The sequence below is a fragment of the Flavivirga abyssicola genome, assembly GCF_030540775.2.
GTDB lineage: Bacteria > Bacteroidota > Bacteroidia > Flavobacteriales > Flavobacteriaceae > Flavivirga > Flavivirga abyssicola.
Genome location: NZ_CP141266.1, coordinates 3,056,511 through 3,074,455 on the forward strand (window position 1 = coordinate 3,056,511; position 17,945 = coordinate 3,074,455).

Genomic DNA, 17,945 nt, shown 5'->3' on the forward strand with positions numbered 1-17,945 from the left:
TTTTGGCGAAGGTATTGTTTATATAACGGAATTCTTAACGAATTAGTACCAACGTTTCTTTTTCTTTTTTGAGGCTTCGCTTTTACGTCCCTTTTTATACTTACTACCTGTTTTTTTAGATTTATGAATAATAGGTTTTGCCTTTGGGTCTAAAGGATAAGGGTGGTCTTCAATAACGTCTATTTGTATTTGGATAAGTTGCTGGATTGTTTTTACATAATTTTTTTCATCTGCAGAACAAAATGAATAGGAGGCTCCTGTATTTCCAGCTCTTGCTGTTCGTCCTATTCTATGCACATAAGTCTCTGGTACATTAGGCAAATCAAAATTAATAACAGCATCTAAATTATTAATATCAATACCACGGGCAGCAACATCGGTGGCAATTAAAATATTAACATTATTGGATTTAAAGTTTTTTAAAGCCTCTTGCCTTAAATTCTGGCTTTTATCACCATGAATACTATCAACTTTATAACCATTTTTCAATAATGTTTGTTCTAATTTTTCAACACCGAACTTAGTCCGTCTAAAAATAAGGATACTGCCTTTTATGGTATTTCTTAATAAATGCAAACACAATTCAATTTTATTACGCTTTGGCACATAATAAAGTGCCTGGTTTATGTTTTTTGATGTTGATGAGTTTGGGGCTACTTCAACACGTTCTGGTGTTTTTAAAATGGTATTGGCTAGCTGTTCTACTTTATAAGGAATGGTTGCGGAGAATAATAAGGTTTGTTTTTCTTTGGTACAAAGACGCTCAATTTTTTTTACATCATCAATAAAGCCCATATCCAACATTAAATCGGCTTCATCCAGTACTAAAGTTTCGACATGGTCTAGGTTCGCAATGTTTTGCTTGTGTAAATCAAGCAAACGACCAGGAGTCGCAATTAAAATATCCACACCTTTTTTTAGAATATCTATTTGAGGTTCGATAGAAGTACCTCCATAAACGACTGTGGTTCTTAAGTTTGTATAAGTACTATAGTTTTTAAAGTTTTCTCCAATTTGTATGGCTAATTCGCGGGTTGGACTTACGATTAGAGCGCGAATTTTTTTTCCTTTTTTTGACGCATCCTGTTTGTCAAATAACAATTGTAAAATAGGTAAAGCAAAAGAAGCTGTTTTTCCGGTGCCGGTTTGAGCAGAAACAATAACATCCTTTTTGTTTAAAACTAAAGGAATTGTTTTTTCTTGAACGAGTGTTGGTTCATCATAGCCTGTTTCTGCAATAGCCCTTAAAATGGGCCTGTTTAATTGTAAGTCTTTAAATGACATATTTGAATTTTATGCCACAAAGATACGCCAAAATTAACTCTGCTATTTTAGGAATTTCTTTATTTTATCTCGTTTCCTTAAAGGTAAGGCCTCATTTGTTATAGCTAATTTAATTAATGCCTTATCTTTATTTTGTGAAAATAATAAATCAAAAAATTGCCATGTGGTTAAACTATTTTTCGCTTGTTCAATTAGCTTAAAAGTATCACCGCTTTTTACAAACCCTTCTTTTAGAATGCGTACATAGGTTCCTGGAAACCCATGTTCTACAAAATCTTTTAATGCATTTTGAGTTCCAAACTTAATACCGAATTTATAACAAGGCTCTCGAGGTTGTGTAACTTGAACTAAAGCCTCTCCAATTTCGTATATATCGCCAATGTAAAGATCTTTTTCGTTTAAACCAGAAACTGTAAGATTTTCACCGAACATACCATGACTCCAGGCTAAATTCGGATATAAATTTTTCCAGTAAGCATAATGCTCATGAGAAAATATATAACAAGCTTTAAATTCACCACCATGTACTTTTTTATCTGATACTTCGTCATTTGTAACACCTTCTTTTCCTAAATAAATAGGCAGATTTGTTGGTTTCTTATAGATTCCAGTAAGGACTTCTTTCCCGTTCCAGATTAAGGAAGTCGGTTTAGCAATATTGGTAGAAAGGATTTTCATTTGTATAACGATATTTGTTGATCAAAAATAATACAAAACTAACGAAGTCGTAAACATATTTATGCTTTACTTTTGTCATAGAAGCAAGACTGAAAATAGGCTTGTAGATTAAATTTCCTGTCTTCAAATTTCTCTTGTAGGATTTTAAAATGTTGAATTCTATCAATTCTGAAAGCACGAAAATCTTGTCGTAAGTGACACCATGCAATTAATATCCATTTGTGTTGCGAAGAATACATGGCGTAAGGTTCTATTTTTCTAAAGGAAACATCAGTTTCATTTACCTTGCAGTAATTAATTTCGATAAAATTGAAATTAGTAATAGCCAGTTGTACTTCGGAAAGCGCATGACTTGAAATATTTTCGTAAGTAGGATTGAAAATATGAATTTTACTTTGTAATAATTCACTTTTTTTCTGAATGGAAGTCCTAAAAACCGATTTAATTTTGATTAAAGCTTCATTAAAATCTTCAATAAAAGAAGTGTCTTTTGTTTGATTTATTAAGTGTTGAGCAGTAATTAAAGCATTCGCTTGTTTTTCGGTAAATTGAACGGGGGCAACAGAATAACCTTCCATTAAAGAATACCCTCTACCTTCAATAGTTGTAACAGGTACACCAGCTTCTTCAAGTTTTCTTATGTCTCTGTATATAGTCCTGATACTAACTTCAAACTTTTTCGCAAGCTCATTAGCTGTTAAAAGACGTTTCGATTTTAACAGGGTTAATATGGCTATGAGTCTTGGTAATTGAGACATAGAACTCATCTTGATTTTTTCTATTTCCTAAAAAATGGCTAAAATTCGTCCATATTTTGTTACTTTTTTTATGCTTAGCACTGCTATGCCTTGCAAAAAATGCCTCATCTGAACAAATTTTATCTCATTTTCGGTTAAAAACAAAAAGTCAAGATGAGTTCATAATAACAAAGATAGTGAACCGCATTACAATCCACTATCTTTTTATAACGCGTGTTAATTTTTTGATTGAATATATTGTAAATCACTTCCGTGATTTATTAAGATTACATCATAGAGTGTAATGCAACTCTGTTGCCTTCGGTATCTATAAACTGTGCTATAAATCCATTTTCGGCAATATTAGTTTTTGGCATGATTATTTTACCTCCATTTGATTCTACTCTGGAAAGTGGTAAACCTAAATCGTCTCCACCATTTAAGTAGATGGTAGCGCCTTCTGTGGAAGGTGTTTGACCTTCTCCTTCAATGATAGCACCTCCAACACCTTTGTTTTCCATGTCGTATGAAAAAACACCATATTTAATATTGTCGTCTGGCATAGGATGGTCTATAATTTCTGTACCAATAACTGTAGCATAGAATTGTTTAGCTCTTTCGTAATCTTTTACTGGAATTTCAAACCAGTTAACTGCATTTTTCATTTTTTAAATTGATTTTAATTATTAAACTTAATGCAAAGATATTTGAGCGTGTGTCACATTATGTCAGGGGTGTTTTTTTATTGAAAAAATTAAGAAAAAAATTAAATAATGTTGAAGGGTTTTAGTGTGCATTATTAAATTGTTAGAGTTTCTAAGGTTGTTTCTAATCTTTCTAGAGCAGATCCCCAACCGTTATAAAAGCCCATTTCTTCTTGTTGCTTGCAATATGCTTCGGTAGCATGAATGACTTTGAACACAAATTTTGTGTTTTCACCGTCAGCTTCAAAGTATATTTGTAATTCTACATCTTCTGTCATTGGTTTAAAATCGGCCGAAGTAACAATTTTTTTTAGCGTGACAATTTCCTTGTATGTACCTTCAGAAATAAATTCATTTCCGTCTGGCATGGGCATGGCATATTTCCATTTACCACCAACCTTAAAATCATGATCAATCACCTTAATGTCCATTCCCTGTGGTGCCCACCATTTTAAGATGTGTTCTGATTGTGTCCAAGCGTCCCAAACTAATTGTAATGGGGCATTAAATGTTTTTTCAATGGTTAAGGTTCTGTTTTTTAAATCACTCATTTTTTGTTGTTTTTTGTCTGAATTTGATTAATATAATTTTCAAAGGAGTCAATTCTATCTTCCCAAAGTTTATTGTATTGTTTAATCCATAAGAAAGCAGGAATTAGTTTTTGTGGTTGAATGAGGCATAAACGTTCTCTTCCGTTTTGGTTAAAATCGATTATTCCACATTCGTTTAATATTTTTAAATGTTTTGAAATAGCCGGCCTGCTTATTTCAAATTTTTCTGCTACCTGGTTTACACTTAAGGTTTCTGTAGCAAGTAATTCGATAATATCTCTTCTTACCGGATCTGCAATTGCCTGAAAAACGTCTCTTCTCATAATTTAAGTAACTGATTGGTTACAAATGTATGTGTAATCATTCGGTTACGCAAATGTTTTGGTAAGAAATGCTGATTTTTTTAATGTAGATTTTGGTAAAGTGCTGTAGTTAAAGCTAAAACAGTACTTTTTTATTGAGGTTATTTTTTTCTGAATGCTTTTTAATAGGTCGTGTTATTGGTTATTATTTGAAGTGTTTTTACAACCAAAAAACAACGCTAATTAACATGGGTTTCGATATGTTATAATCTGATAATTAGTTCTTTAATGTTTTGCATTCTTAACGAGGAGTGAGGAGGAATATCATTTTTATGAGATGTCTCGTCGCTCATGCTTCGCTTAGTCGACATGACAAAAAACGGTTTTTCATTAATATAATACCATTTTTCTATTGAAATTTATATTGAGTTCACGCTAATTAGTGATAAGTATAAAAAAATATGAGTAACCCTTTATATAAATAAGCAAGACTAAGGTTTGCAAAATACTAATAGTTAGGTTATTTATTTCAATTAAAATACGATGTAAATTATAAAGTGTTGAATGATTAATTACTCCAAGGAATTATAAATCATTCAACACAATAAAGCTATCAAGTGTGAAAACTAAGAAAAGCTATTTGGTTGATTATAAAGTTTGTTTATTTTTTTCTTACACTACCTGAAGAGCTATTGCTTTTATCGACTTTTTCAGGATTTCCATAATATTTTATATCACCTCCACTAGTCGCTTTTGCAGTAAGTTCTTTAGATGTGTTTACAGTAATATCTGCGCCACTGGTTGCTTTTACATGACTGGATTCTGCAATTAAATCCCCAGCTTTAATATCACTACCGCTAGTAGCCTCTGCAATAAGTTTTACTGTCTTTCCAGATAATCTTAAATCACTGCCACTTGTAGATTTACAATTTAATACAGATGTATTTACTTCAAGTTTCATATCGCTACCACTCGTTGATTTAAGTTCTAAATTTTCTGTTGTTATAACATTTGTGGCATATACATCGCTTCCACTAGTAGATATAATACTTGAAATGTCTTTAAAACTTACTTTTACCTTTTTTGAGGTAGCTCTACCAATACTTTCTCTGGTGTGTATTTTTAAAGTGTTGTTCACTACTTCTACTATAATAAGACCATGTAGGTTTTCATCAGCTTCAACGAAGATCCTTTCGTCATCGCTTTGTGTTAAATATACATCTAAGCCTTCTGTAGCTTTGATAGCTGAAAAAGGTTTGTTGATTATTACTTCTTCAGTTATAACCTTTCCATTTCCACTAACTCCAGTATTGAAATTCATATCGAAGTTGCATGAGAAAAGCATTAAACTTAAAATGGTTGCTAAAATAAATTTAATTAATGTTGTCATAATTATTCGTTTTTTGATTGATGATTTTTTTGTTTATTCAAATGTCCAATTAAAAATTGTTGATTAGCAATTTAACTGTCTGAATTGTTTGTTTTTACTGATGAGTTGTTATCGTCTTTTGATTTTATATTGATGCCATCTGTATCTATTTTAACTTCAATAGCATCGTCCTCTCCAGAAATGCCTTTCCCGTTTACTTTTATGCTAACATCTTCATCTTTTATCTCTAAACCATTGTTATCTAATTTAAGACTAGATTCGTCATCATGTATATCAATATCTATTGGATTAGACTCTTCTACAGGGCAATCTAAGCATGTAATACCGTCATCTGTGATTTGTAAATAATGACCAGCATCGCCGGGAGTTACAATATTTCCACTATGATTCCAATAGTTCAAAAATGATTTCGTGGTATTGTCAAAATTAACAATACTCCCAACTGGTAAATAGAGAGAAACAACTACTTCCTGATCACTAAATTTATTTTCAACAGGGGTCGTTAAATAAGAATCCAGTAGTAACACGTTTCCATTAAAAACATAATTGTAATTTATGTTTTTAGCTCGCTCAATAGCTTTTTCGTAATGACTACCATCTGCACTTTTCTCAATACTTATTTTAGCTAAAGAATCGTTAGTAGATTTAACTATAACTCGAATGTCTGATCTATAAATAGTTTTTTCTCCATTTTCATTATTTAATACCTTGAACGCATTATTTCTATAATGTCTGTTTATTACATATAGGTCATTTTCTACCATTTTAACTTTTAGCGTATCATTTGCAGTTATATTTAATTCTTGTTTAACAATAACGCTTTCATCAATACTATGCTCGCTTGCTTGTCTGATGCCTATAACAATTAAACCAATGGTGGATATTAACCACAACCCCAGTAAAGTGAATTTAGCAATATTACCAATTGATTTTAGGTTGTTTACAAGTATTTTTAATCCTAAATAGAATAGGAAAAAGAAAGGAATTCCAACTGTAAAAAAGAGGAATAAAGATACTAACCATACAGGTGTATTTCCAGCATTAACGACATCTACAAGATCAAGGCCAGGAATGTGAATAAAATTTACAACGCTTAATGAAAATAAAGCAATTATGAGCGATATGATTGTTATTGCTCCCGTAAATATTAGTATGATCCCAATAAATTTAGCAAATACTTTAAAGAAAAACATAATCACTTCTCCAAGTGTATCGAAAAATGTTTTAGAACTTGACTTAATCTTGTTTCCTTGTTTTGTAAAATCTACATTTTTGGCTGCATTCGAAACAGAATCTGAAACATTTTTAGCAGCAGCACCAACCGAATCAGTGACATTTTTTGCAACATCTGTTACGTTTTCAAAGCCGTCTTTAATTTTTTTTTCAATGTTGCTAATGTTAACAGGTTCTCCTGTCATCATTATTTTCTCTGCGGTAGTTTTTGCCTCGGGCACTAATACCCACAATAAAATATATAGAAAAATACCAGTACCAGCTCCAAGGATTAGGATAATCCAAGCCAAACGGATCCAGATAGTATCAATGCCAAAGTAATGTGCTAATCCCGAAGAAACCCCACTAATATAAGAGTTGTCTGTATCTCTGAATAGCTTTTTGGGTCGAGATGTTTTATGTTTAGGAGACGATTGAGGTTCATCTTCAAAAATTTCATCGTCAACCAAATAATCCTCTGGTTGTCCCATGATAGAAATAACTTCATCGACTTCCTTAATACGTATAACTTCTTTATTATTTTGTACGCGCTCATTAAAAAGTTCAGCTATCCGCGCCTCAATGTCTGATATGATCTCTGAGCGACCTTGAGAATCTGTAAATGAACGTTTTATAGCCTCAAGATAGCGTTGTAATTTTAAGTATGCATCTTCATCGATATGAAAAAATATACCTGCTAAATTTATGTTGACAGTTTTATTCATTTTTTTGTTGTTTTTTGGCTTGTTACTATGTTTACTGCGTTTTGTAATTCACTCCAAGTCGTGTTTAATTCTTTAAGAAACAGTTTTCCGGTTTCGGTTAATCCATAATACTTCCTTGGCGGTCCAGAGGTCGACTCTTCCCATCTGTAGTTTAAAAGTCCTGCATTTTTAAGTCGGGTTAGTAAAGGGTAAATTGTCCCTTCTACTACAAGCAACTTAGCATCTTTAAGAGTCCCTAAAATTTCTGCTACATAGGCATCGTCGTCTTTTAAGACAGAAAGTATGCAAAATTCTAACACCCCTTTACGCATTTGTGCTTTTGTGTTTTCTATCTTCATATTCTAAAGCGTTTTAATATTATGAAACTGTTCATTTTTTGATTGACTGTGATTGATTGTATTGATGAAAGACTGAAATAAATTCAGCACGTTTTATTTTAAAAAGTTGATGGTTAATGGATACTTATAAAGTTCGCCATCTCTAGCTTTTAAGCTTGCATTAATTATGAAAACAAGCTCCAGTATAAAACCTAAAATAGCTAAAACTCCTAAACCTCCACCAATATAAAGTAAAGGAGAAGGCTTACCTATATTAATATGGAAATCGTGAAATCCATGAAAATCTATAAAGTCAATACCATTAAATATTTTAAAAATAAAAAATGGAATCGTTAAAGTTCCTAAGATAAGAGCATATAATAAAATGCTAATTTGAAAATTAATAGCTTGTTTACCGTGTTCATCTACAAATTCTGATTTTTCTTTATTTGTAACCCAAAGAACAATAGGGCCAATAAAATTTCCAAAAGGAATTATAAACCTGCAAAAGGTTGATAAATGAATAAAAGTAGCGATGTTTTTTTGGTGATTATCTAGCATGATTTTAAAACGTATAATAGTTTCTTATACAAATATATGTCTAAAAGAAGGTATTATGTTACGCATAGTACTTAAATTTAACAAAATATTAACATTTATGAATCGCTAATTATTTTATAACTTAGTAAAAAAATAAATCCTTTAGAATGAGTATAACACCCAGAAAACTAGATACTTTCATAATTTTTAAATTACCTGCAGCATATTTCTGCGGGGTTAGAACAAAACATATTGACGACACAAAATGTATTGTAACAGTAAGGTACAAATGGATAAATCAGAATCCATTTAAGTCAATGTTTTGGGCAGTACAAGGTATGGCAGCAGAGTTTTCGACTGGGGCTTTAGTCATTTCTAAAATTAAAGAATCTGGTAAACGCATTTCCATGTTGGTAACATCTAATAACGCCACTTTTTCAAAAAAAGCAAAAGGAAGAATAACATTTACTTGTAACGATGGTAACCTTATAGACGATACTCTTAAAAAAGCAATAGAAACAGGAGAAGGGCAAACTATTTGGGTAAAATCTATTGGTGTAAATGAAGACGGTGTTGAAGTTTCCACTTTTAATTTTGAGTGGAGTATAAAGGTGAAGGATTAGTTTTCAGTGTTCAGTTGCGGTTGGCTTTTCTATGTAGGGCTTTGTGAAATAACTAGTAATCTTTGATTGAAATTTTAAAAATAATGTAACAAATCTTTAGACAAATCAACTTATAACCGAATTAATTAAAAATATAAAGATGACAGCACACGAAATTGATTACAGAATATATGGGGAAGAGATGCAGTATGTAGAAATTGAACTTGACCCAGAAGAAGGAGTCGTTGCCGAGGCAGGCAGTTTTATGATGATGGATGATGGTATAAAAATGGAAACTATCTTTGGTGATGGTTCTCAAAAAGATTCAGGGTTTTTAGGCAAAATATTAGGGGCAGGAAAACGTATTCTTACGGGTGAGAGCTTATTTATGACCGCTTTTTATAATACTTTAGTAGGTAAACGAAATGTATCTTTTGCTTCACCGTATCCAGGAAAAATTTTACCAATAGATTTAACAGAATTTGGAGGGAAATTTATTTGTCAAAAAGATGCCTTTTTATGTGCAGCTAAGGGCGTAAGTGTAGGTATTGAATTTTCGAAAAAACTAGGAAGAGGTTTGTTTGGTGGCGAGGGTTTTATTATGCAAAAACTAGAGGGCGATGGTATGGCATTTGTTCATGCTGGAGGTACTATGGCTAAAAAAGAATTGCAAGCAGGAGAAACATTAAAGGTTGATACGGGTTGTATTGTTGGTTTTACACAAGGTGTAGATTACGATATAGAATTTGTTGGAGGTATTAAAAACACCATTTTTGGAGGTGAAGGACTATTTTTTGCAAAATTACAGGGACCAGGCACTGTTTATATCCAATCATTACCATTTAGTAGGTTGGCTGGGCGTGTTTTAGCGTCTGCTCCAAGGGGTGGAGGTAAAAACAAAGGCGAAGGTAGTATTTTAGGAGGTATAGGTGATTTATTAGATGGCGATAATAGTTTTTAAAATGTTAAATTTACTTTAAACGGAAACAACCTATGTAATTTTTCATTAAATTTAAAGTTCATTAACAAAAATAATATAACCTATTAAAAAAATCTACTTTTTTACAAACCTAAACCTTATAACACATATTATGGCAAGAGCAATGCTAGAGTATACTAAAACTGTGCTAAATAAAGTCAGTTTTGATACAACCTTGTTTTGCAAAGAAGTACAGAAGGCACTACAGCGTTTACTGCCTTATGAGATAGAAGAGCTTAAAATATATATTCTTTCTCTTGTACAGCAAAACCCAGAATTAGATCAATGTTTAATCTATTTAAAAGCTTAAAAACTAATCATACTATGCTTATTATTAAATGAAATAGTATGGTTATAAAAAATCAGTTTAAATGAGCCCGATACAATATCGGGCTCATTTTTATTTAAACATAACCAAGCTCCCTTTTACACTTATAAATAAGTATATATGTTGTGCTTCATAGGGAAACTCAAATAAATAGAATCAATTATTTTATGAAAAAAGAAGTAACATTATTTCTAATATTTCTTTGTCTAATCGCTTGTAAAACAAAGACACATTATGATTTAGCAATTCAGAATGTAAACGTTTTTGAAAGCCAAAATAAAACCGTTTCAAAGAACAAAACCATCCTAATTAAAAGTGATTCTATTGTGGCAATTGTTAGTGCGGATGATAAAATATTTGCAAAAGAAATAATTGATGGAAAAGGAAGGTTAATAACCTCTGGTTTTGTTGATACGCACATTCATTTTCGACAAATGCTAGATCTTGCCAATAGAAACGCGCCAAAAAAGTTAGATCAAACTTATCGAAAAAAAATAACAAAAAAAATCTTAAGATATGGGACTACCACAGTTTTAGATATGGGGCAATATGAATCATGGATGCCCACTACTCTTGACTGGCAAAAAAATCCAACTTCAGCTTATCCCAATTATTACATTACAGGTGCAGCAATGATTTCCAAAGAAAAAAAGAACCCTGCACCGCATCACACAATTGTACAAGACCCCTATAAAAAAATACAAGAATATGATAGTTTGGGAGCTACATCTATAAAACTGTATTCTCACCTAAACATAGAGGATATGAAGATTTTGGTAAAAGAAGCCTCAAAAAAGGGAATGAAAATATTTGCGCATACGGATAGGAATAAGGTAACAATACAAGAAGCAATGGAAGTTAGTGTTCGAAACTTTGAGCATTTTTTTACTGTAGTGCCTAGTGTTTTGAATTTAAAAACAGATGGAGCACTAATGGAAAAGAGATTTAACTTAAAACCATATGATCATATAGATGATTTTGCGGCTTCTATGACTTTCTTTTTTGCTTATATTAAAGAAAATGCAGAGCTGGATAAAAAGCTTTTATCTCTTTTTGACATAATGGCAAAAAATGAGGCAACTATTAGCACGACTATACATGTATTAGGAGCCGCCGCAGGAAAAACATCTTTCTTTTCTTCATTCAATCATTTTCCTATAAGAAATAAACCATCCTATCCTGATTATACAGAAGCGCACAAAAAGGAATTGAAAAAAGCATTTGATATTATGATGCAATATTTAAAAATTGCACATGACAAAGGTGTATCTATAAGAATAGGAACGGATAACCGAGAAGCTGGAAAATCTATGGCATCAGAACTTGTATTACTTCAAGAGGCAGGTTTCTCAACAAAAGATATTCTCCAAATTGCAACTTGGAATGGTGCAAAAGCTATGGGAATAGAAAATGAAATTGGCTCAGTAAGAGTAGGAATGAAAGCCGATTTAATCATTTTTGAAAAATCGCCATTGGATGATCCTGAACATTTCCTATCTAAAAAAACAATTATAAAAGGAGGCGAAAAATATATTTCAGAAACGGATCAAGTGGTAGCTGCTTTGGAAATAATCAACAATAAGGATTCTCAACAAATGCTTAAATATATTAATAACAATTCGAAGAAATTTGAAGCTTATGAGTTATTAGAAATAGGATATCATTTATTTCATATTGGGGAAATTGAAGTAGGTAAGTCAGTCTTAAACCAACTTCAAATAGTCTATCCCAATTTTAAAGAAATCTATTATGAAGATGCTATCAATAGAATTGCCTACGAATTAGCTGAAAATGGTATGATTGAAAAATCCATAAGTACTTTTAAATGGAACACAGAAAAATTCCCAAATTCATCAGAAGCTTTTGAAAATTTAGCAAGCTTATACGAATATATTGAGAAAAAAGAATTAGCAATTAAAAACTATGAAAAATCACTTGAGTTAAATCCTGATAACAAAAATGTTCAAGACATGCTATTAAGATTAAGGAAATAAATAACGAAAGTACAAGTTGTATAATTAATAGAAATTAGCAGAGATTCGAAATGATTTGAGGTTAATTTCTTACAGTTATTTCGTTTTAATTGCGTATTTTTCAATTCTGAGTTAGTATTTTTTTAAAGGCTCTTATTTCTAACCTTAATATAATTATATGAAGTTGATAATATTCGATATTGATGGAACCATTTTAGATTCTGTAAATGCAGACGATTGGTGTTTTATACAAACGTTTAAAGATCTGTTTCAAATAGACTTAGAGCATGTAAACTGGAACGATTTTAAGAATGTTACAGACCAAGGTATTACCGAAGAAATCTTTGAACGGTGGTTAAAAAGGATGCCTGAAAAACAAGAAGTAGAAACTATAAAAAAGCATTATAAAAACCTGTTAAAGGAAAAAGCTAATGAATTTAAAGAAATCGATAACGCCTTATCTTTTATAGAATTACTTGCAGATAGTGATGATTTCGAAATAGGTTTTGCTACGGGGGGATGGCAAGAAACGGCCAGGTTAAAATGTAGTTCGGTAGGGTTTAATTTAAATAATTTTATTTTTAAATCGTCCAGCCATCATTATAACCGAGCTAAAATTATTGAACTGGTCATAAAAGAAGCAATGGATAAAAATAAGCATGTGCAATACGAATCCATTCTATATTTTGGTGATGGGCTTTGGGATTTAAAAGCAACTAAAGAGCTTGGAATTGATTTTATTGGGGTAGATTTTAATGAAAATAACAAATTACGTAATGCCGGGGTTAAAAAAGTCATCAAGAATTACGTAGAGCCAGATAAAGTAATGAATTTAATTCAAGAAAGTACACCGGTTAATTAGAACAGCCTTCACATTTTTAAAATTCCTAACAGTTTTTATACTTATCGTTTAAACCTACGTTTTGTAAAATCATAGGAGTTATTTTTTCTAAACGGGTTTGTTTAGTAGCTTCCCGCTTTGCACTATCAATATAGTCACAATATTCTCTTTGTTTATAGGGAGACAAAGTGTCAAAGCTATTTTTTAAAGCCTTATTTTTTGTAAATAAATCTTTTAATTCTTTAGGAACAACTATTGTTTTTTTACTGCGATCTGGTTTTATTTCTTTACCTAATTTTTGATTTTCAATAGCCTCTTTAACATAAGCCAAAATAATATGTTTGTCAATTTCCGAAATAGATTTAAAACGCATTTGTCTTAACGCTTTCGTTTTACTTTCTTGCGCATTTACAAGCAAATTATGCTCATCTTTTAGAAATACCCCATTAAAAAACCAAATACCAAAATGATTTTTAAAAGCACCCAAACCTAAAACATTCTTATTATTTATAGTATATACAGGCGCACTCCATTTTATGGTTTCAACACACTCCGTAGTGTTAATGATATCTCTTAATAGGGTTAATGCTTCACTAAAATGAGGATGTTCTTCAATATATTCTTCAACGGAATAGATTTTTTTCATTTTGCTATTTGAAAAATTTGTTGATTATACATAAACGATGTCTAGTAACTAAGTTAATAAAAAAAAGCTACTCGTTAAAGTAGCTTAGTTATAATAAGGAATAATATTTTACTAATTTTCACGAAGAAAGGTATTTACCTCAATAGCTACATCTTCCCAAGTTTTACTAACACCATCTGGTCCCTTATGTAAATCAAAACAAGCCTTGTTAATTGATTCCAAGGCACCCAAAGCATTCCAATCTTTAAGATTCATAGTACCAGTCATACTTACCCGTCTGGCATCTGTTATTTGAACCTCTAATGGTAAATCGTTAGTGACACCATTCATTGTAATGGAAGCAACACATGCATCATTAACATATTTAATAGTCCCTTTTAAAAACTCAGTATCTAACATAGCGCCGAAGAAAAACTCTTTTAATTTTGCGTCACGGCTTTCATCTTTCGTAAATAGGCTACTCACCGGAATTGAAAACTTTAAATTATTTAAAGCTTCTTGAGGCGTAGCACCTGCTTTATTTTCAAACTTTAAAACAGAAAACTCACCACCAACACCTTTTTTTTCAGTGGTTTTGTAAGCGGTCCATTTTACCGATGTTGCTTCAGGTTTAATTACAAATTTTTCTGTTGCTTCTACTTGGGCAGGAGTATCGGTCTTAGTTTCTTTTTTTTCTTGTTTGCAAGACGTTGTTCCTATAGAAATAAGGACTAATAAAGCGATTATTCTTTTCATTTTTTTGATTTTTTTAGTGATGTGAAATTAAGCTAATAAAAATCGAATTGCAAATATTCACTATGACATATATCATATTTTTAAACCCCCACATACTATACTTTTGAAATATAAAAGTTAGGTATGTTAAATTCATTAGTAAATAAGTATAATATTGCTGGGCCTCGCTATACGAGTTATCCAACTGTTCCTTACTGGAATAATGAGACGTTTTCTTTAAAAAAATGGAAGGCTTCTTTAATAGAATCCTTTAAAGAAAGTAATTCAGAGGAAGGCATAAGTCTTTATATTCATTTACCATACTGCGAGAGCTTGTGCACGTTTTGTGGCTGTAATAAGCGTATTACAAAACAACATAGTGTAGAATCTCCTTATATAAAAGCTGTTCTAAAAGAATGGGATTTATATTTAGAGTTATTCGATGAAAAACCAATAATTAAAGAATTGCATTTGGGAGGAGGTACACCAACCTTTTTTAGTCCCGAAAATTTACAGCGATTAATTAATGGAATTATAAGACGGTCTATACTCGCAAATGATTATGAATTTAGTTTTGAAGGACATCCAAATAATACGACTCGAGAACATTTACAGGCCCTTTATGATGTTGGATTTAGGCGTGTAAGTTATGGCGTGCAGGATTATAATGAAACGGTGCAGAAAGCGATACACAGAATTCAACCTTTTGAAAATGTAAAACGCGCTACGGATATGGCCAGAGATATTGGTTATACCTCAATAGGACATGATATTATTTTTGGGTTACCGTTTCAAACATTAGACCATGTAAAAGAAACCATTTTAAAAACCAAAACATTATTACCAGATAGGTTGGCATTTTATAGTTATGCGCATGTGCCATGGATTAAAGGCAATGGGCAACGAGGATTTAACGATTCCGATTTACCTGCTGCTGAATTAAAAAGACGGCAATACGAATTAGGTAAACAATTGCTTTCCGAAGTTGGTTATAATGAAATTGGCATGGATCATTTTGCCTTAACTACAGATTCACTATACAAATCTATGACAAATGGTGATTTGCATAGAAATTTTATGGGGTATACAGCTTCAAAAACTCAAGCTATGATTGGGTTGGGCGTATCGTCAATTAGTGATAGTTGGTATGGGTTTGCTCAAAATGTTAAAGGTATAGAAACGTATTATGATTTATTAAAAGATAATATTTTACCGGTATATAGAGGGCATATCCTTAGTGAAGAAGATCTAATTATAAGGAAGCATATTCTTAATTTAATGTGTCGTTTTAAAACGTCGTGGACTCAAGATAACCTTTATTTTTATGAACTGCCAGAAGTTATTATTCGGTTAAAAGAAATGGAAACAGACGGATTACTCAATGTGAGTCCAAATACTATTGAGGTAACTAAAAAGGGACAGCCATTTGTTAGAAATATTTGTATGGCTTTCGATTTATTACTGCAAAGAAAACAACCAAATACTCAATTGTTTTCAATGACAGTTTAACCTAAAGATAACCTTGGTGTTTGGCCATGAGATGTATATTTAATATTAACTTTCCCAGTTAAATGGGAACCTAAATCTAGAAAATTATGAAGAAGATTATCGTTCCAATAGATTTTTCTGAACACTCAGAATATGCTTTAAATACTGCAGCAAAACTAGCTAAAAAGAATCATGCTGAATTATTGGCATTGCATATGTTAGAAATGTCTGAAGTCATGCTTACGGCTGGAGGAGAAGAACCTCAAAAGGTAATTTATTTTTTAAAATTGGCAGAACAAAGGTTTGAAGATTTTCTTAAGAAAGATTACCTAAAAGATATTAAAGTAACACCAATTGTTAAGCATTTTAAAGTGTTTAGCGAAGTTAATGAAATTGCGAAAAAATATGATGCCGATCTTATTGTAATGGGATCTCATGGAGCTAGTGGTGTTAAGGAATTTTTTATAGGCTCTAATACAGAACGTGTGGTTAGAAATGCAGATATTCCGGTATTAGTGGTAAAAGATCATGTGCCTCAAGTTAATTTTGAAATCGTTGCTTATGCATGTGATTTTTCAGAAGATTCTATAGAAGCTTATTTGAATGCAGTTAAAATATTTGAAAAAATAGGCTCTAAGATGTATTTGGTTTATGTCAATTTACCAAATGATAAATTTAGAAACTCTTTAGAAATTGAAAAACTTGCTGTTAATTTCTTTACTAAAGCGGAAGGGAATTTAAATAGAATGGAGGATGTTTATTATACTTCAGATTATACGGTTGAGGACGGTATTTTAAGTTCTTCAATTAAAATAGGAGCAGACCTGATTGCCATCCCGACACATGGAAGAAAAGGCTTATCGCATTTTTTCCAGGGTAGTGTAGGGGAAGATGTTGCTAATCATTCAACATTACCGGTCATCACATTTAAAATTTAAGTTAATTAGTAGTTTTAATTACATTTTTTGAGAATAGACGGTCTAAAGTAAGTACTTTAGGCCGTCTGTTATTTAAACTCAGGATCGTTATTAAATGTTTCGTATTTGATTCTGATTCTCACTTTTTGTTGTCAGCTACCATAGCTATTATTCTTAAAGGCGCACCAGTGCCTCCTTCAATTTTCATAGGCAAGGCAATTATTTCAAACCCACTTAAAGGTAATTTGTCTAGGTTAGTGAGGTTTTCAAAAACAGGAATGCTTTCTTTAAGAAGTATAATATGACTTTTGAAGTATTCCGATTGACCATAATCAATACTAGGGGTATCAATACCTATAGATTTAACATTACGATTTTTAACTAACCATTCAGCAGCTTCTGGTGAAAGCCCAGGGAAATGTAATAGCTTTACAGCGTCTTTACCTCGTTTATCTGTTCCTAAATATTTAATTTTATCTGGATAATATTTTGAGAAGCCAGTTTGTAATAAAACAATACTTCCATCAGGAATTTTTGTTCCCTGACTTATTTCCCAAGCCTTAAGATCTTCTATGCTTACCAAATAGTCTGGGTTGTTGATGGCTTTTGAATACACATCAATCTTAACAGCATTTCCAATTAAATTTTCAAGAGGGATTTCTTCTACTGTTTGTCCGTCTTTTACAAAATGAATTGGCGCATCTATATGTGTGCCACCATGTTCTGCAGTACAAAAATTATTGGCGGAATAAAAGTAACCTTTGTCTGTTTGTCCCTTAGAAACAGTATCTAATTTAAATTCCTGTGAAGTAACCCAATAAATGGTTTTATCAGAATAGGAATGCGATAGATCTATGATCGTTTTTTGAATGGGCTCTAATTGCTGTGATGCATTAGCAGGTTCCTCCGTAGAATTGGGTTTGCTATTACAGGCCGTTAAGGTTAAAAGTAATAATAAGTAAAAAGTGGATGTTTTCATTTTTCTATAGTTATTAGTGACGAATTATTATTTAAGGT

At 31.7% G+C, this 17,945-nt stretch carries 20 protein-coding genes; 7 read left to right on the forward strand and 13 right to left on the reverse strand.

Going from position 1 to position 17,945, the window contains the following annotated elements; all coding sequences use genetic code 11:
- Positions 1-42 precede the first annotated feature (42 nt).
- The 10 genes from Q4Q34_RS12825 to Q4Q34_RS12870 form a co-directional block, all read right to left on the reverse strand.
- Positions 43-1,284, reverse strand: coding sequence for a DEAD/DEAH box helicase (locus Q4Q34_RS12825; RefSeq protein WP_303316135.1), 1,242 nt, complete (start codon positions 1,282-1,284; stop codon positions 43-45).
- Positions 1,285-1,326: 42 nt separating this feature from the next.
- Positions 1,327-1,962, reverse strand: a complete 636-nt coding sequence (locus tag Q4Q34_RS12830) for an MOSC domain-containing protein (protein ID WP_303316133.1) — start codon at positions 1,960-1,962, stop codon at positions 1,327-1,329.
- Between the two features lie 59 nt (positions 1,963-2,021).
- Positions 2,022-2,720 (reverse strand): helix-turn-helix transcriptional regulator, encoded by a 699-nt coding sequence (locus Q4Q34_RS12835; protein WP_303316132.1) that lies wholly within the window; start codon positions 2,718-2,720, stop codon positions 2,022-2,024.
- Positions 2,721-2,986: 266 nt separating this feature from the next.
- On the reverse strand, positions 2,987-3,364 hold the full coding sequence (locus tag Q4Q34_RS12840; protein ID WP_303316130.1) for a VOC family protein: 378 nt from the start codon (positions 3,362-3,364) through the stop codon (positions 2,987-2,989).
- A 134-nt stretch (positions 3,365-3,498) separates the two neighbouring features.
- The gene (locus Q4Q34_RS12845) at positions 3,499-3,954 is read right to left on the reverse strand and encodes an SRPBCC domain-containing protein (RefSeq protein ID WP_303316129.1); all 456 of its coding nucleotides are present in this window, start codon (positions 3,952-3,954) and stop codon (positions 3,499-3,501) included.
- Positions 3,951-4,277 carry an ArsR/SmtB family transcription factor gene (locus Q4Q34_RS12850; protein WP_303316127.1) on the reverse strand — a complete coding sequence of 109 codons (327 nt, stop codon included), beginning with the start codon at positions 4,275-4,277 and terminating at the stop codon, positions 3,951-3,953. Before Q4Q34_RS12850 ends, Q4Q34_RS12845 begins: the two co-directional genes overlap by 4 nt.
- A 640-nt stretch (positions 4,278-4,917) precedes the next feature.
- The gene (locus Q4Q34_RS12855; protein ID WP_303316126.1) at positions 4,918-5,646 is read right to left on the reverse strand and encodes a head GIN domain-containing protein; all 729 of its coding nucleotides are present in this window, start codon (positions 5,644-5,646) and stop codon (positions 4,918-4,920) included.
- Positions 5,647-5,717: 71 nt separating this feature from the next.
- A complete protein-coding gene (locus tag Q4Q34_RS12860; protein WP_303316124.1) occupies positions 5,718-7,583 on the reverse strand; it encodes a PspC domain-containing protein in 1,866 nt (621 codons plus the stop codon).
- Entirely contained in the window at positions 7,580-7,921 is a 342-nt protein-coding gene (locus Q4Q34_RS12865; protein ID WP_135878774.1) for a PadR family transcriptional regulator, read from the reverse strand. Before Q4Q34_RS12865 ends, Q4Q34_RS12860 begins: the two co-directional genes overlap by 4 nt.
- A 93-nt stretch (positions 7,922-8,014) precedes the next feature.
- Positions 8,015-8,461, reverse strand: a complete 447-nt coding sequence (locus Q4Q34_RS12870) for a DUF4870 domain-containing protein (RefSeq protein ID WP_303316123.1) — start codon at positions 8,459-8,461, stop codon at positions 8,015-8,017.
- Between the two features lie 146 nt (positions 8,462-8,607).
- Between Q4Q34_RS12870 and Q4Q34_RS12875 the strand changes: the two genes are divergently transcribed.
- The 5 genes from Q4Q34_RS12875 to Q4Q34_RS12895 all read left to right on the forward strand — a co-directional run bounded on the left by Q4Q34_RS12875 (position 8,608) and on the right by Q4Q34_RS12895 (position 13,184).
- On the forward strand, positions 8,608-9,063 hold the full coding sequence (locus Q4Q34_RS12875; RefSeq protein ID WP_303316122.1) for a DUF4442 domain-containing protein: 456 nt from the start codon (positions 8,608-8,610) through the stop codon (positions 9,061-9,063).
- 139 nt (positions 9,064-9,202) lie between these two features.
- Positions 9,203-10,003 (forward strand): TIGR00266 family protein, encoded by an 801-nt coding sequence (locus Q4Q34_RS12880; RefSeq protein WP_303316120.1) that lies wholly within the window; start codon positions 9,203-9,205, stop codon positions 10,001-10,003.
- Between the two features lie 130 nt (positions 10,004-10,133).
- Positions 10,134-10,331, forward strand: a complete 198-nt coding sequence (locus Q4Q34_RS12885; protein WP_135878770.1) for a hypothetical protein — start codon at positions 10,134-10,136, stop codon at positions 10,329-10,331.
- A 185-nt stretch (positions 10,332-10,516) separates the two neighbouring features.
- A complete protein-coding gene (locus Q4Q34_RS12890; RefSeq protein WP_303316117.1) occupies positions 10,517-12,343 on the forward strand; it encodes an amidohydrolase family protein in 1,827 nt (608 codons plus the stop codon).
- A 157-nt stretch (positions 12,344-12,500) separates the two neighbouring features.
- A complete protein-coding gene (locus Q4Q34_RS12895; protein ID WP_303316115.1) occupies positions 12,501-13,184 on the forward strand; it encodes an HAD family hydrolase in 684 nt (227 codons plus the stop codon).
- A gap of 25 nt (positions 13,185-13,209) precedes the next feature.
- On the opposite strand, the gene Q4Q34_RS12900 is transcribed toward Q4Q34_RS12895, so the two are convergent.
- Both Q4Q34_RS12900 and Q4Q34_RS12905 read right to left on the reverse strand, forming a co-directional pair.
- A complete protein-coding gene (locus tag Q4Q34_RS12900; protein WP_303316113.1) occupies positions 13,210-13,809 on the reverse strand; it encodes a YdeI/OmpD-associated family protein in 600 nt (199 codons plus the stop codon).
- Positions 13,810-13,920: 111 nt separating this feature from the next.
- The gene (locus Q4Q34_RS12905; protein WP_303316111.1) at positions 13,921-14,544 is read right to left on the reverse strand and encodes a YceI family protein; all 624 of its coding nucleotides are present in this window, start codon (positions 14,542-14,544) and stop codon (positions 13,921-13,923) included.
- 123 nt (positions 14,545-14,667) lie between these two features.
- Here Q4Q34_RS12905 and hemN point away from each other — a divergent pair, with 123 nt between their 5' ends.
- Together hemN and Q4Q34_RS12915 are read left to right on the forward strand one after the other, a co-directional pair.
- Positions 14,668-16,032 carry an oxygen-independent coproporphyrinogen III oxidase gene (hemN, locus tag Q4Q34_RS12910; RefSeq protein WP_303316110.1) on the forward strand — a complete coding sequence of 455 codons (1,365 nt, stop codon included), beginning with the start codon at positions 14,668-14,670 and terminating at the stop codon, positions 16,030-16,032.
- An 86-nt stretch (positions 16,033-16,118) separates the two neighbouring features.
- Positions 16,119-16,949, forward strand: coding sequence for a universal stress protein (locus Q4Q34_RS12915; RefSeq protein ID WP_303316109.1), 831 nt, complete (start codon positions 16,119-16,121; stop codon positions 16,947-16,949).
- A 118-nt stretch (positions 16,950-17,067) separates the two neighbouring features.
- Here Q4Q34_RS12915 and Q4Q34_RS12920 read toward each other — a convergent pair whose 3' ends face one another.
- Complete coding sequence (locus Q4Q34_RS12920) at positions 17,068-17,907, reverse strand: cyclase family protein (protein WP_303316108.1); 840 nt, start codon at positions 17,905-17,907, stop codon at positions 17,068-17,070.
- Between the last annotated feature and the right edge of the window lie 38 nt (positions 17,908-17,945).